16 protein-coding genes are annotated in these 12,861 nt (G+C 57.3%); 6 read left to right on the top strand and 10 right to left on the bottom strand.

All coding sequences use genetic code 11. From position 1 onward, the window contains the following. From rsxC to blr, 7 genes are all read right to left on the bottom strand, one after another. A partial coding sequence (gene rsxC, locus NKJ21_RS05485) for an electron transport complex subunit RsxC (protein ID WP_254732753.1) occupies positions 1-1,686 on the bottom strand: 1,686 nt, incomplete at its 3' end. Then, positions 1,679-2,257 (bottom strand): electron transport complex subunit RsxB, encoded by a 579-nt coding sequence (gene rsxB / locus NKJ21_RS05480; protein ID WP_008804646.1) that lies wholly within the window; start codon positions 2,255-2,257, stop codon positions 1,679-1,681. The genes rsxC and rsxB, both read right to left, overlap by 8 nt. Beyond that, positions 2,257-2,838, bottom strand: coding sequence for an electron transport complex subunit RsxA (gene rsxA / locus NKJ21_RS05475; protein ID WP_002907658.1), 582 nt, complete (start codon positions 2,836-2,838; stop codon positions 2,257-2,259). Before rsxA ends, rsxB begins: the two co-directional genes overlap by 1 nt. Positions 2,839-2,916: 78 nt before the next feature. After that, entirely contained in the window at positions 2,917-3,357 is a 441-nt protein-coding gene (locus NKJ21_RS05470; RefSeq protein WP_008804647.1) for a DUF2569 domain-containing protein, read from the bottom strand. A 75-nt stretch (positions 3,358-3,432) separates the two neighbouring features. Continuing rightward, positions 3,433-3,648, bottom strand: a complete 216-nt coding sequence (gene ydgT, locus NKJ21_RS05465) for a transcription modulator YdgT (protein ID WP_004202843.1) — start codon at positions 3,646-3,648, stop codon at positions 3,433-3,435. A gap of 218 nt (positions 3,649-3,866) precedes the next feature. Continuing rightward, positions 3,867-5,237 carry a GH1 family beta-glucosidase gene (locus NKJ21_RS05460; RefSeq protein ID WP_012541533.1) on the bottom strand — a complete coding sequence of 457 codons (1,371 nt, stop codon included), beginning with the start codon at positions 5,235-5,237 and terminating at the stop codon, positions 3,867-3,869. Positions 5,238-5,352: 115 nt separating this feature from the next. Continuing rightward, positions 5,353-5,490 (bottom strand): division septum protein Blr, encoded by a 138-nt coding sequence (blr, locus tag NKJ21_RS05455; protein WP_012541534.1) that lies wholly within the window; start codon positions 5,488-5,490, stop codon positions 5,353-5,355. Between the two features lie 190 nt (positions 5,491-5,680). On the opposite strand from blr, the gene NKJ21_RS05450 reads away from it, so the two are divergent. After that, complete coding sequence (locus NKJ21_RS05450; RefSeq protein ID WP_254732751.1) at positions 5,681-6,721, top strand: oxidoreductase; 1,041 nt, start codon at positions 5,681-5,683, stop codon at positions 6,719-6,721. 35 nt (positions 6,722-6,756) lie between these two features. Here the strand turns inward: NKJ21_RS05450 and add are convergent, their stop codons facing one another. Together add and NKJ21_RS05440 are read right to left on the bottom strand one after the other, a co-directional pair. Further along, the gene (gene add, locus NKJ21_RS05445) at positions 6,757-7,758 is read right to left on the bottom strand and encodes an adenosine deaminase (RefSeq protein ID WP_218809638.1); all 1,002 of its coding nucleotides are present in this window, start codon (positions 7,756-7,758) and stop codon (positions 6,757-6,759) included. 157 nt (positions 7,759-7,915) lie between these two features. Beyond that, the gene (locus NKJ21_RS05440; RefSeq protein WP_239270423.1) at positions 7,916-9,064 is read right to left on the bottom strand and encodes an MFS transporter; all 1,149 of its coding nucleotides are present in this window, start codon (positions 9,062-9,064) and stop codon (positions 7,916-7,918) included. Positions 9,065-9,258: 194 nt separating this feature from the next. Here NKJ21_RS05440 and NKJ21_RS05435 point away from each other — a divergent pair, with 194 nt between their 5' ends. Both NKJ21_RS05435 and NKJ21_RS05430 read left to right on the top strand, forming a co-directional pair. Next, positions 9,259-9,723, top strand: a complete 465-nt coding sequence (locus NKJ21_RS05435) for a helix-turn-helix domain-containing protein (protein ID WP_012968054.1) — start codon at positions 9,259-9,261, stop codon at positions 9,721-9,723. 242 nt (positions 9,724-9,965) lie between these two features. Next, positions 9,966-10,151: a hypothetical protein gene (locus tag NKJ21_RS05430; RefSeq protein ID WP_008804653.1), complete on the top strand. Its 186-nt coding sequence runs from the start codon at positions 9,966-9,968 to the stop codon at positions 10,149-10,151. Between the two features lie 9 nt (positions 10,152-10,160). On the opposite strand, the gene NKJ21_RS05425 is transcribed toward NKJ21_RS05430, so the two are convergent. Then, positions 10,161-10,529, bottom strand: a complete 369-nt coding sequence (locus tag NKJ21_RS05425; RefSeq protein ID WP_012968055.1) for a hypothetical protein — start codon at positions 10,527-10,529, stop codon at positions 10,161-10,163. A 262-nt stretch (positions 10,530-10,791) separates the two neighbouring features. On the opposite strand from NKJ21_RS05425, the gene cybB reads away from it, so the two are divergent. The 3 genes from cybB to NKJ21_RS05410 all read left to right on the top strand — a co-directional run bounded on the left by cybB (position 10,792) and on the right by NKJ21_RS05410 (position 12,844). After that, positions 10,792-11,319, top strand: coding sequence for a cytochrome b561 (gene cybB / locus NKJ21_RS05420; RefSeq protein ID WP_008804655.1), 528 nt, complete (start codon positions 10,792-10,794; stop codon positions 11,317-11,319). A 106-nt stretch (positions 11,320-11,425) separates the two neighbouring features. Beyond that, entirely contained in the window at positions 11,426-11,701 is a 276-nt protein-coding gene (locus tag NKJ21_RS05415) for a metal/formaldehyde-sensitive transcriptional repressor (protein WP_004101746.1), read from the top strand. 24 nt (positions 11,702-11,725) lie between these two features. Beyond that, a complete protein-coding gene (locus NKJ21_RS05410) occupies positions 11,726-12,844 on the top strand; it encodes an S-(hydroxymethyl)glutathione dehydrogenase/class III alcohol dehydrogenase (protein ID WP_012968056.1) in 1,119 nt (372 codons plus the stop codon). Positions 12,845-12,861 lie beyond the last annotated feature (17 nt).

The following is a 12,861-nucleotide window of genomic DNA, read 5'->3' as shown; positions in this document are numbered from 1 at the left end:
CACCGCGGCTTTACGCGGGTCGACCGGCTCGGCTACCGGGGCTTCCACCGGCGCGGCCTGCTGCTGTGCCTTGCGTGCCCGGGCTTCGGCCTTCCGCGCTTCGCGGGCGGCAATCGCCTCGCTGTTATCCGGTTTGGCGCCAGACTGAATCACGATCGGTTGCGCGGCATCACGCTGTTTGTCGCGTACCCGGGCGAGGGCGGCGTTAATCGCATCCTGATCTTTGGCGGCAGGCTGAACGGCAGCTTTTTTATGCCGTTCGGCGCGGGCGGCTTTTTCACGCTCCAGGCGCGCTTGTCGGGCTTCGAATCGCGCTTTAGCGTCTGCGGCGCGCTGCTCTTCCTGGCGAATCGCGCTGATCTCCGCTTTCTCCTGACGGAAGTACTGCACCAGCGGAATATTGCTTGGGCAAACCCACGCGCAGGCGCCGCATTCTATGCAGTCCGCCAGATTGTGCGCGGTGGCTTTATCGTGCTGCTGGCCTTTGCTGAACCAGTACAGCTGCTGCGGCAGCAGATCGGCCGGACAGGCGTCGGCGCAGGCGCTGCAGCGAATGCAGCCTTTCTCTTCCTGCGGCTCGCCCATCTCGCTGGCGGAAGGCGCCAGCAGACAGTTGGTGATCTTCACCACCGGGACATCCAGCCCCTGCAGGGTAAAGCCCATCAGCGGGCCGCCCATGATCACCATTGGCTCGGCGCTGGCGCAGAAGCCGGCGTCGTTAAGCAGATGGCGTACCGGGGTACCAAGGCGCGCCCAGACGTTGCCCGGCCGCGAGACCGCCTCGCCGGTCAGGGTGACCACGCGCTCCGTTAACGGCTCGCCGTCAATCACCGCGCGTTTTATCGCATAGGCCGTCCCCACGTTCTGCATCAGCACGCCAATATCCGACGAACGACCGCCATGAGGCACCTGCTTGCCGGTGAGAATTTGGGTAAGCTGCTTGGCCCCACCGGAGGGGTATTTAGTGGGGATCACGCGCAGCGAGATGCCATGGGCGTCGCAGAGCACCGCCCGCAGCATCGAAATGGCCTGCGGTTTATTGTCTTCAATGCCGATCAGCACTTCGTCAGGCTGCAGAATATGCGCGAGGATGCGGATCCCGTCGACAATCTGCGCGGCGCAGTCCTGCATCAGGCGGTCGTCCGCCGTGATATAGGGTTCGCATTCGGCGGCGTTAATAATCAGCGTCTTAATTTTATCGCCGCCGCCGCGCAGTTTGCTGCCGGTGGGGAAACCGGCGCCGCCGAGGCCCGCGACGCCAAACTGATGAATGCGTTCGATAAGCGCTTCGCGCGTGCGGACCTGATAATCACTCCAGCCATCGCGCTCAATCCAGCGGTCTTCGCCGTCGGCGTCAATGATCACGCTCATCTCCGCCAGCCCCGACGGATGAGCGGTGGTGTGCGGGGCGATGGCGGTAACGGTACCGGAGGTCGGGGCGTGTACGGGCAGCATTCTTCCCCATCCGCGGGTCAACGGCTGGCCGCGCAGCACCCGATCGCCCACCTTGACGCACAGTTCGCCTTCGGCGCCAATATGCTGCTTGAGCGGAATGATAAGGCGCTGCGGCAGGGACACCTGGCGCAGTGGGGTACCGTTAGACTGGGTTTTCATTTCGGGCGGATGAATACCGCCGTTAAAATCCCAGACTTTATCTTTTCGGAAAGCGGAAAATAACTTAAACATGTTGTTCCACAGGAATATTGCGCACCGGGATCGCATGGAGATCCCATTTCCAGGTTTCCGGGGTGGTCGCCACCGGAACGAGCGAAATGCACTGGGTCGGGCAGGGGGCAACGCACAGATTACAACCGGTGCACAGGTCGTTCATCACGGTATGCATGGCGCGGGTTGCCCCGACAATCGCATCCACCGGACACGCCTGGATGCATTTGGTGCAGCCAATGCAGTTCGGCTCGTCGATTACCGCGAGCATACGAACTGGCTCCGCCTCCTGTTCATCGCCATCGACCGGCTGCGGGTCGACGTTCAGTAAGGCGGCGATTTTTAACATTACGGCTTCGCCACCCGGCGCACAGCGGTTAATTTTTTCACCCTGGGCACCAACAGCTTCCGCATAGGGACGACAGCCGGGGTAGCCGCACTGCCCGCACTGGCTCTGCGGCAACAGTTCATCAATTTTTTCCACCACCGGGTCGTCCTGCACCGCAAAACGGCGGGAGGCATACCCCAGTATTAAGCCGAAAATCAGCCCTAACAGGCTGATGGCGATCACGGCTATCCAGACTGCGCTCATTACAACTTCACCAAACCACTAAAGCCCATAAAAGCCAGAGACATTAAACCGGCGGTAATCAATGCGATGGCATTACCGCGAAACGGCGCGGGCACATCGGCCACCACCAGGCGTTCGCGGATCGCCGCGAACAGCACCATCACCAGCGAGAAACCGACGGCGGCGGCAAAGCCGTACAGCGCGGACTGCAGGAAATTGTGCCCCAGATTAATATTCAGCAGCGCCACCCCGAGTACGGCACAGTTGGTGGTGATCAGCGGCAGAAAGATACCCAGCAGGCGATAGAGCGCCGGGCTGGTTTTACGCACGACCATTTCAGTGAACTGAACCACCACGGCGATGACCAGAATAAAGGCCAGCGTGCGTAAATAGACCAGATTTAAGGGGATAAGGATCCAGGTATCAATCAGCCAGGCGCAAATAGAGGCCAGCGTCATCACGAAGGTGGTGGCAAGCCCCATCCCCATTGCGGTTTCCAGCTTTTTGGAAACCCCCATAAACGGGCACAGACCAAGAAACTTCACCAGAACGAAGTTATTGACCAGGACTGTACCAATAAAGAGCAGTAAATAATCAGCCATCATGCGACCTGAAACGAAAAAAAGCCGCTTATTATCGAATAAAACGATACCGGCGACAACAGGTTAAGTGTGGGGTTATTACGGATGAACAAAGGTCCGTTTTACCCGCTGGGAACGGCGAAAATAGGGCGCCAGGAGCGCGGCAGCCAAGAGTGGAAACAGCAGCTGGCGCAAAGCAAGGACATCCGAGACGGGAGAGAAGGCAAATGCCTTTATCGCCAGCAGCAGGGTGATGAGCAGCCAGATAATATAGTGCTTAGGGACCAGCGAGCGCCGCTTAAAGAACGCGATGGTCAGCCAGAGCGTGTAATACCACATGGCGACGGCAAACAGCAGCGAAGCGAGCCACAGCGCCAGATGTCCGGTGCTCATGGCGCGGAGCAGGGCATACGTCTGCGTCGACATGAGAGCATTAGCAAAAAACAGCAGCGATAAGGAGGCGCTCAGCAGCGCCACCAGCAACCAGGCCAGCGGTGCCAGCAGCCATCCGCCAATGCGTTCTGCAGATTGAGACGTCATGTTACTCCCCTATTCAACGCCAGTAATGAAAATCAGGCCGGGAAGTATAAGCAACTGGCGTGAAGGATGACAGCCTTACTGCACGAATCGCCAAACGGATTTAGGCACCTGGCCCACATCGAACAATTTACCACCGGAGACCAGCTCTGCCCGGCGGTGGTCGGCCGCACGATACATATTCACGATCTCTTCGGTGTCGGTCAGGGAGTAGTTAAGGTGATCAAATAGTTTTTCAAGACTTTCGAGCGAACTGATTTTGCGGAATTTTAATAAATAGTCCAGAACGGTCATTTTCGTATCCATTTTATAATCGGAATAATTATGTTGAATATTATCAGCATTCACTAAACCTACTCTCAACCAACGGCGCCTTCTGAATGGGGCCGGGTGGAATGATTCAGGTTATATAAACCCATGACAAGGGGCGAGAGCCGACCTTGAAGAGCAGGGAGAAGTTTAAGAATATTCTAAAACCAGACCGGGCGCCGAATGGCGCCCGCAAGAGAAGATTAACGCTGTTCGCCGTGACTGGCAATAACAGATTTGTACCAATAAAAACTCTTCTTTCGTTTGCGTGCCAGATTTTGCTGGTGATCGACATAGACAAAGCCGTACTGCTTTTGATATCCGTTGAGCCAGCTCAGCAGATCGATAAACGACCAGGGATAATAGCCGCGCACATCCGCCCCCAGCGCCAGTGCCTTTTCCAGGGCGCCAATATGGCTGCTCAGGTAGTCGATTCGCGGATCGTCGACCACTTCTCCGGCAATTATCGGGTCTTTCGCTCCCAGGCCATTTTCGGTGATATAGATCGGGATATCGCCATAGCGTTCCTTGATCATCATAATGCCGTCCGTCAGCCCCTGCGGCCAGATTTCCCATCCCCATTCGGTATAGGTGCTCTGCGGATTACGCACGAAATAGAACAACCCCTCCACGCCAGGTTCGCCACCGGTGGGGATGTTGGGCGGCTGGGCGGACACCGTTTCCCGGCGATAGTAATTCAGCCCGATAAAGTCACAGCGATTCTCGCGCAGTAGTGTGTCATCGTCCGGGGCAAAGCGTGGTACCCCCCACAGCGCCTGGGTCTGCGCCAGCAGGGCGGCAGGATAGGTGCCTTTCAGTACCGGGTCGTAAAGCCAGTGGGTGTGGATGGCGTCAGCCAGTTCGGTGGCTTTTTTGTCCGCCTCACTGTCGGTGAGCGGAGTATGCGGCTGTAGCACATTGACGAAGCCAATCTCGCCCGCCACGTTCATCTCGCGGAATGCCTTGACCGCCAGCGCATGGGCGATAAACACGTGATGACACGCCTGAATGGCACGCGCCGGATCGCGCACCGCCGGGGGATGCAGACCGTTAATGTAGCCGTGGCCAATGAACACGATGGTTTCGTTAAAGGTCGCCCACAGCTTCACCCGTGAACCAAAGCGCGCATAGCACAGGCGGGCGTACTCGGCGAAGGCCTCGGCGGTACTGCGTGCTTCCCAGCCACCCTCATCCTGCAGGGCCTGCGGCAGGTCCCAGTGATAGAGGGTGATCATCGGCTCAATATTGTGCGCCAGCAGTTCGTCGATCAGATCGCTGTAAAACTGTACGCCGGCTTCATTCACTTCGCCGCGCCCGGCGGGCAGCAGCCGGGGCCAGGAGATGGAGAATCGATAACTTTGCAGGCCCATTTCGGCCATTAACGCAACGTCTTCGCGAAAACGGTGATAGTGGTCGACCGCGACATCGCCGGTGGTGCCTTCAAAGGTGGTACCCGGCAGGTGAGAGTAGATGTCCCAGATTGACGGTCCTTTACCGTCTGCGTCGTGCCCACCTTCAACCTGATACGCTGCGGTAGCGGCACCCCATAAAAAATTGTGCGGAAAAGCGGCCATGAAAAAGCTCCCAGTCTGATGATAGAGGGAGTGTAATCAAAGCAAGGATAGCTGTGCAACCGGTTTCTGAAACCGGTTGCACAGTTGCGAGGCGGGTCACTGTTTCACGGCGGCGCTACTTTGTCTGCACCACATCCGCTGGCGGTGGCGACTGGTAGTTATCAATATGGTGGGCGATAACCAAAAGCAGTGCGGAAATCCCAAAAACAATCCAGCCAATAAGTTCTACAATACGGGTAAAAACAGTCGTCATAACACTTCAGTATCCTTTGAACACAGTGGGAAATGTTACTCCATGGTCAGCAGATCACAAGGGGTATCTGTCTGATTTTGCACGCATGCGGGAAAACAGCTGTGAATCAAATGATAAATTTTGCTCATTGTTTGTAAGATTATTCTCATCTACGCGATATTGACATTAGCTGAATAAGTGAGGCGGTAACATGAGTGACGCGATCCGGGTAGGGCTGATAGGCTACGGTTACGCCAGCAAAACGTTTCACGCGCCGCTGATCGGCGGCACGCCGGGCATGGCGCTGACGAGGGTCTCCAGCAGCGAGGCCGGCAAAGTCCATGCCGACTGGCCGGGGGTCAGGGTGGTGAGTGCGGCAAAAGACTTGCTCAACGATCCTGATATTGATCTGGTCGTCATCGCCACCCCGAACGATACCCACTTTCCGCTGGCGAAAGCGGCGCTGGAAGCGGGCAAACATGTGGTGGTGGATAAACCCTTTACCGTGACACTGTCACAAGCACGCGAGCTGGAGAGTCTGGCGAAGCATTGCGGCCGGGTGCTGTCGGTGTTTCATAACCGCCGCTGGGACAGTGACTTCTTAACCGTCAGGGCGTTAATTAACGAAGGTCAGCTGGGGGAAGTGTGTTACTTTGAGTCGCATTTCGATCGCTTCCGCCCCCAGGTGCGTCAGCGCTGGCGTGAGCAGGGTGGTCCCGGAAGTGGCATTTGGTACGATCTGGGGCCACATCTGCTCGATCAAGCGGTGGTGCTCTTTGGCCTGCCGGTGAGTATCACAGTCGATCTCGCTCAACTTCGCCCCGGCGCGCAATCCACCGACTATTTTCATGCCGTGCTGACCTATCCCCTGCGGCGGGTGGTGCTGCATGGCACATTGCTCGCTGCGGCGGAGAGCGCGCGCTTTATCGTCCACGGCTCGCGGGCCAGCTATATTAAGTTCGGCCTTGATCCTCAGGAGGAACGGCTAAAAAACGGTGAACGACTGCCGCAGGAGGACTGGGGGTATGATATGCGCGACGGTACTCTGACCCGCGCCGAAGGCGACGAACGAAGCGAGGAGACATGGCTGACGCTGCCGGGCAACTATCCCGCCTACTATGCCGCCATTCGCGATGCGCTTAACGGGGAGGGAGAAAACCCGGTCCCGGCCAGCGAGGCGATTCAGATCATGACGTTGATTGAGCTGGGTATCGAGTCTGCCAGACATCGCGCCACGCTCAGCCTGGTGTGAGGGGGAGCCCGGCAGCGCTGCCGCCGGGCCGGTGATCAACCTTTCGCCACCCGCTGAATGAGAGCGGCTTTTTCCTGTTCGCTCAGAAACGCCTGGGTCAGACCGTTGATCTGTGCCTGACGGATCTGCTCCCGGCTCAGGCCCGCCGCCGGCGCCGCCACGGTGTACTCGTGAATGATATCAACGCCCTGCACCGCCGGATCGTCAGTGTTGAGGCTCGCCAGCACGCCGTGCTCAAGGAACTGCTTCAGCGGATGCTGGGCCAGCGAAGCCACGGTGCTGGTTTGCACATTCGAGGTCAGGCACGATTCAATGCCGATCTGATGTTCGGCCAGGTAGTCCATCAGGGCCGGATCCTCTACCGCTTTGACCCCATGACCGATGCGCTCCGCGCCCAGCTCGCGGATGGCCTGCCAGATACTTTCCGGTCCGGTCGCTTCGCCAGCGTGGACGGTAATATGCCAGCCAGCGTCGCGGGCCTGATTAAAATGGTTGAGGAACAGCGCGCCCGGGAAGCCCAGCTCATCACCGGCCAGATCCAGCGCGGTGATGCCCTCGCGGTGGGCGAGCAGCGCCGCCAGCTCTTCCTGACAGGCCGCTTCACCGAAGGTGCGGCTCAGAATGCCGATCAGGCGGGCGTCGACCTGAAAATCGCGGCTGCCTTCACGTACGCCCGCGATCACCGCCTCTACTACGCCGTCGACAGGAAGCTGGTGGGTCATCGCCATATAGCGGGGAGAGAAGCGCAGCTCAACGTAGTGCAGGCCATTGCGCGCGGCGTCTTCGACGTTCTCGTATGCCACGCGACGGCAGGCTTCCAGTGAGGCAAGGACTTTTACCCCCCAGTCGAGCTTGGCAAGAAAACTGACCAGATCGGGCTCAAGGCTGGTGACCTGGACGTGGGGACGCAGCGTGTCGAGGGTGGAAGCGGGAAGGGCGATATTAAACTCGCGGCCAAGATCGAGGATGGTTTGGGCCCGGATGTTACCGTCAAGGTGGCGGTGAATGTCGGTTAATGGCAATGAAGAATCAATCATGGTCGCACTCTTTTTTTAGTTAAAGTGCACGTCATTATACAACATGTACATAACTGTTTAAAAGCATTGAAAAAATCCATTCGATACAAACAGCTGGGGCTTCTCTGGTCACTTTTCCGCTCTTTTTCGCTGCGCCATTTTACAGCGAGCACGACGTTCATGATTGACGCGATCCTGACCAGACCAGAAAAGCACAGGCGCTGACCGCGGCGCCGGCAAGGCAAACCGCCTGCCATCCCCAGTGAGAATAGAGCTGGGTGGCGACGATAGCGCCTGCCGCGCTGCCCAGCGAATAAAAACACATGTAAGCCCCAACCAGGCGGCTTGCCGCTGCAGGCCTGGCGGCAATAATCAGACTCTGGTTGGTGACATGAACGGCCTGCACCGCAAAGTCCAGTGCGATAACGCCCGCTATCAGCCAGAGCAGAGAGGTTTCGGCACAGGCGATAGGCAGCCAGGAGAGCGCCAGCAGCACCAGCGCCAGGCCGGTCGTGCGCTGCGCCCATCCCTGGTCAGCCCATCTGCCCGCCCTTGAGGCGGCCAGCACGCCAGCGATGCCGGCTAAGCCAAACATCCCTGTCTGGGTGTGCGACAGGGAAAGAGCGGTGAGCGGCATGACCATGGTCGTCCACAGCATGCTGAAAGCGGCGAAGATCAGTAGCGCCAGGATCCCGCGCTTTCTCAGTTGCGGTTCAGTGAGATACAGCTGAAAAACTGACTTCAGTAAGGATAGATAAGTGGGCTTTTGCGGCTGCGGCGGGGGCGAAGGCATGACTTTCCAGACGACGCCGGCAATCAACAACATCAGACAGGCAGCCGTGAGATAAACGGCTCGCCAGCCGGCGATATCAGCGATCGCCCCTGATATAAAACGAGATAACAGAATGCCTGAAACAATGCCGCTGGTCAGGGTACCTACCGCCTGGCCTCGTTTCTGCGGCGTCGCCAATATCGCCACCCACGCCACCATCAACTGCACCACCACGGCCATCAGCCCGACGATCAGCATGGCCCCCAGCAGGATCGCGATATTAGGGGATAACCCTGCCACGACTAACGCCGCCACTGACAGCAACAGCTGAGTCAACACCACGTATTTACGGTTCAACCCGTCCCCGAGCGGAACCAGGAACAGCAAACCAATGGCATAGCCCGCCTGCGTTGCCGTGACGACGCTGCCAATCATACCGGGCGACACCTTCAGGCTGACCGCCATCGAGTCGAGTAAAGGCTGAGCTGAATAAACGTTGGCTACCGCCAGCGCGCAGGTCAATGAAAACAGCGCCGTTATCCCCGCGGTCAGCATCGTGACAGGGGCGGACGCGGTCGGGATCTCGTGCTCGGTACACAAACTTGCCTTGCATTTCATAAGAGGCCTGCACTCTGGTTGCTTTTTAAAACTAGTATGCTTATAAAACTAGCCATAGTGGTTTTCTTTTGCAACTGCTACGAGGGGAGATTAAGCTGGCAACAGCAGACTGATAGACGGAGAGCACGCAGATGGCGAAACAGGAATCACTCAGAACCAGTGAATGTCCGGTGGCAAGAACGCTGGAATCAATTGGAGAACGCTGGTGCCTGATGATTATTCGCGAGGCATTTGACGATGTGCGGCGATTCAGCGAGTTTCAAAAGAATCTAGGGCTGGCCAAAAATATCCTTGCCTCGCGGCTGAAGCACCTGGTCGATATCGGTATTTTCGCGATTTTACCGGCATCGGATGGCAGCGCCTACAAGGAATACGTCCTGACTGAAAAGGGGAGATCTGTGTTTCCCATTGTTGTGGCGATGCGGCAATGGGGAGAGCGTTATATGTTTGATCAGGGGGAAACCTATTCTGTCCTGCTGGATAACGAACACGGTCAGCCGCTTCAGTATCTGGATGTGCGTTCCGCTCAGGGGGATAAACTGCAACCAGGCGACTGCCATCGCCGGCGCGTAGTGTCGGATATCAGCGGCGAATGAAGGTCTGAAGGGGAGCGCGATCCCAGCAAGAGTACGAGCGTACCACTAAGTGGTCCTGGAACCATCCTGACGTCTCTTTTCGTGGCGGCTCCTGATGGCACCCCCAGGACGCCGAGACAGGCGAGCCTCCGTCCGCCGCAGAATGCTGTGCATAATCATTTGCATTTATATTTTATTTGAATGTATTCATGTTACATATTAAATTCTGCTTACTTTATCGACGATGAGGCAAGGATGCGGATGTGGAGAGCGTAATCCATAACAATATTGAGGGTTTTCTGCTGCTGCTATTAAGCATGTGGCCGATTCTGATTGTGGTCTTTATTGGCGTTGCGATTTCATTCTATACCATGCTGTTACGCAAAACGGCGCTGGCCTGCCTGCTGTTCGCCGTCGCTATCGGCGCCGCAGGCTGGAGCCTCGCTTAGCATCCGATCTCAGGGTTTATCCAGCAGACTCATGCTGGAGGTGGCGGCGCCATCATTGAGATTGGACGGTGCATGCCAGTCGCGGCCAGCCAGTGCGCTATCGCCCTGGCCGCTGCTGGCGACCGTATCCTGTTGCGTCGACATCGTCGAGCCTTCCAGCGCTTCATCGGCCCCCGACTGATCGGGCAGGGAGCTGGTATACCCGCCATTGTTTGAGTAAGTATCCATACCATTCACTTCATTCGGTACCGTGTCGGTGGTGGTGCCATCATCGTTTATGCAAAATGATCCGCCAATGCCGTTAGGCTGGCAGTCCGCAGCGAAAGCCGGGACAGCCAGCGACGCCAGCAACAATAGCGGTAAGCCGATTTTCTTCATTCTCATCTCCATGCGCAACGTGGCTCGACAGATGCTCTCTACTATAGAGAAGGACAGGGCGGTGGAAGGTGACAAAACTGTTTAATTTTGTAATAGCGTACCGACTGCCGGTTGCCTGTTCGCTTCAGCACGTCGGGGCATGCTGCGCCTTCCCGGGTCGGCGCAGTGCGGTAATCAATTGTTAATTCAACGTAAAGGTTAATGAAAATTTAAGAGAAGGCCGCTATGTTGGCGATATCATTCTTTCCATTAAGGAAATTCCATGCGCGATAAATATTCGGGCCTGCAGATCGGTATTCACTGGTTGGTCTTTTTGCTGGTGGTGGTGGCTTATGCGGCAATGGAGCTACGTGGATTTTTTCCCCGTAGTGACCGGCCGCTGATTAATATGATTCATGTCTCCTGCGGGATCACCATCTGCGCGCTGATGGTGGCGCGTTTGCTGGTGCGGCTGAAGTCGCCAGCGCCGCCGATCGTGCCGAAACCGTCGCCGATGATGACCGGTTTTGCTCATCTCGGCCATCTGGTTATCTATCTGCTATTTATTGCCTTGCCGCTGATCGGGATGGTGATGATGTACTGGCGCGGAAATCCCTGGTACGCCTTTGGCCTGACCATGCCGTATGCCCCACAGAGCGATTTTGAGCGGGTGGATACCCTGAAGGCGATCCATGAATGGTTAGCCAACGCCGGGTACTTCGTCATTGGCCTGCATGCCCTTGCCGCGCTGGTCCATCATTACTGGTGGAAAGATAATACCCTGCTGCGGATGATGCCTCGTAAGCGCTAAATGATCGTTACCCTTTTTGCCTGACCCCGTCCCGCGACGGGGTTTTTTTTGCCTTTATGGGTAATAAAATATAGTATACCCCCCTATATGATACGGAGGCGTAATCGTGCCACATTCACCTGAAGATAAAAAACGGGCGCTCAGTCGCGTACGCCGCATCCGCGGCCAGGTCGAGGCCCTCGAGCGCGCGCTGGAGTCCGGCGAACCCTGCATGACAATCCTGCAGCAGATTGCCTCGATTCGCGGTGCGGCAAATGGCCTGATGGGCGAAATGGTGGAGATCCACCTGCAGGACGAGCTGGTTAGCGGCGAGACCACCCCGGACCAGCGGGCCGCGAGAATGGCAGAGGTCGGTCATCTGCTACGATCCTATTTAAAATAACATCACGACGAGGAAGAGACAGTTATGAAATCACGCGCAGCAGTTGCCTTTGGTCCTGGCCAGCCGTTAAAAATCGTTGAGATTGACGTCGCGCCGCCGAAGAAAGGCGAAGTTCTGGTGAAAATCACCCACACCGGCGTGTGTCACACCGATGCCTTTACCCTCTCCGGCGACGATCCAGAGGGTGTTTTCCCGGCGGTACTGGGCCATGAAGGCGGCGGGGTTGTCGTGGAAGTGGGCGAGGGCGTTACCAGCCTTAAGCCGGGCGACCACGTGATCCCGCTGTATACCGCCGAATGCGGCGAGTGCAAGTTCTGTAAGTCGGGTAAAACCAATCTCTGTCAGGCGGTGCGTGCCACCCAGGGCAAAGGGTTGATGCCGGACGGCACCACCCGTTTCTCCTATAACGGCGAACCGATTTATCACTATATGGGCACCAGCACCTTCAGCGAATATACGGTTTGCGCCGAGATCTCGCTGGCGAAAGTCAATCCGCAGGCGCCGCTGGATAAAGTGTGCCTGCTGGGCTGCGGTGTCACCACCGGTATCGGCGCGGTGCACAACACGGCGAAGGTCAAGCCCGGGGATAGCGTCGCGGTCTTTGGTCTGGGCGGCATTGGCCTGGCGGTGATCCAGGGCGCGGTGCAGGCGCAGGCCGGACGCATTCTGGCGGTCGATACCAACCCGGATAAGTTCACCCTGGCAAAAGAGATGGGCGCAACCGACTTTATCAACCCGAACGACTACGATAAGCCGATTCAGGATGTGATTGTCGAGTTGACCGACGGCGGGGTGGATTTCAGCTTCGAGTGCATCGGCAATGTCAACGTGATGCGCGCCGCGCTGGAGTGCTGCCATAAAGGCTGGGGTGAGAGCGTGATCATCGGTGTAGCCGGTGCGGGCCAGGAGATCAAGACCCGTCCGTTCCAGCTGGTGACCGGCCGCGTGTGGCGCGGTTCCGCCTTCGGCGGCGTGAAAGGGCGCAGTCAGCTGCCGGGAATGGTGGAGGACGCCATGGCTGGTAAAATTCGCCTCGACCCGTTTATTACCCATCGCCTGCCGCTGGAGCAGATTAACGAGGCCTTTGATCTGATGCATGAAGGCAAATCGATTCGCACCGTGATCCACTTTGGCGACCAGTAATCGCTAACGCTGATGGC

This window comes from Klebsiella sp. SWET4 (genome assembly GCF_024296565.1).
GTDB lineage: Bacteria > Pseudomonadota > Gammaproteobacteria > Enterobacterales > Enterobacteriaceae > Klebsiella > Klebsiella variicola.
Note: the sequence above shows the minus strand (reverse complement) of the source record. Positions and strands in the feature narration are given on the sequence as shown.

What these genes read in the sequence shown, in the direction of transcription:
- NKJ21_RS05410 (WP_012968056.1), top strand. Translation starts at nt 11,726, where the DNA reads ATGAAATCACGCGCAGCAGTTGCCTTTGGTCCTGGCCAGCCGTTAAAA.
- NKJ21_RS05470 (WP_008804647.1), bottom strand. Translation starts at nt 3,357, where the DNA reads ATGACGTCTCAATCTGCAGAACGCATTGGCGGATGGCTGCTGGCACCG.
- NKJ21_RS05460 (WP_012541533.1), bottom strand. Translation starts at nt 5,237, where the DNA reads ATGGCCGCTTTTCCGCACAATTTTTTATGGGGTGCCGCTACCGCAGCG.
- NKJ21_RS05440 (WP_239270423.1), bottom strand. Translation starts at nt 9,064, where the DNA reads ATGCTGACCGCGGGGATAACGGCGCTGTTTTCATTGACCTGCGCGCTG.
- rsxB (WP_008804646.1), bottom strand. Translation starts at nt 2,257, where the DNA reads ATGAGCGCAGTCTGGATAGCCGTGATCGCCATCAGCCTGTTAGGGCTG.
- ydgT (WP_004202843.1), bottom strand. Translation starts at nt 3,648, where the DNA reads ATGACCGTTCTGGACTATTTATTAAAATTCCGCAAAATCAGTTCGCTC.
- cybB (WP_008804655.1), top strand. Translation starts at nt 10,792, where the DNA reads ATGCGCGATAAATATTCGGGCCTGCAGATCGGTATTCACTGGTTGGTC.
- blr (WP_012541534.1), bottom strand. Translation starts at nt 5,490, where the DNA reads ATGACGACTGTTTTTACCCGTATTGTAGAACTTATTGGCTGGATTGTT.
- NKJ21_RS05425 (WP_012968055.1), bottom strand. Translation starts at nt 10,529, where the DNA reads ATGAAGAAAATCGGCTTACCGCTATTGTTGCTGGCGTCGCTGGCTGTC.
- add (WP_218809638.1), bottom strand. Translation starts at nt 7,758, where the DNA reads ATGATTGATTCTTCATTGCCATTAACCGACATTCACCGCCACCTTGAC.
- NKJ21_RS05450 (WP_254732751.1), top strand. Translation starts at nt 5,681, where the DNA reads ATGAGTGACGCGATCCGGGTAGGGCTGATAGGCTACGGTTACGCCAGC.
- rsxA (WP_002907658.1), bottom strand. Translation starts at nt 2,838, where the DNA reads ATGGCTGATTATTTACTGCTCTTTATTGGTACAGTCCTGGTCAATAAC.
- NKJ21_RS05435 (WP_012968054.1), top strand. Translation starts at nt 9,259, where the DNA reads ATGGCGAAACAGGAATCACTCAGAACCAGTGAATGTCCGGTGGCAAGA.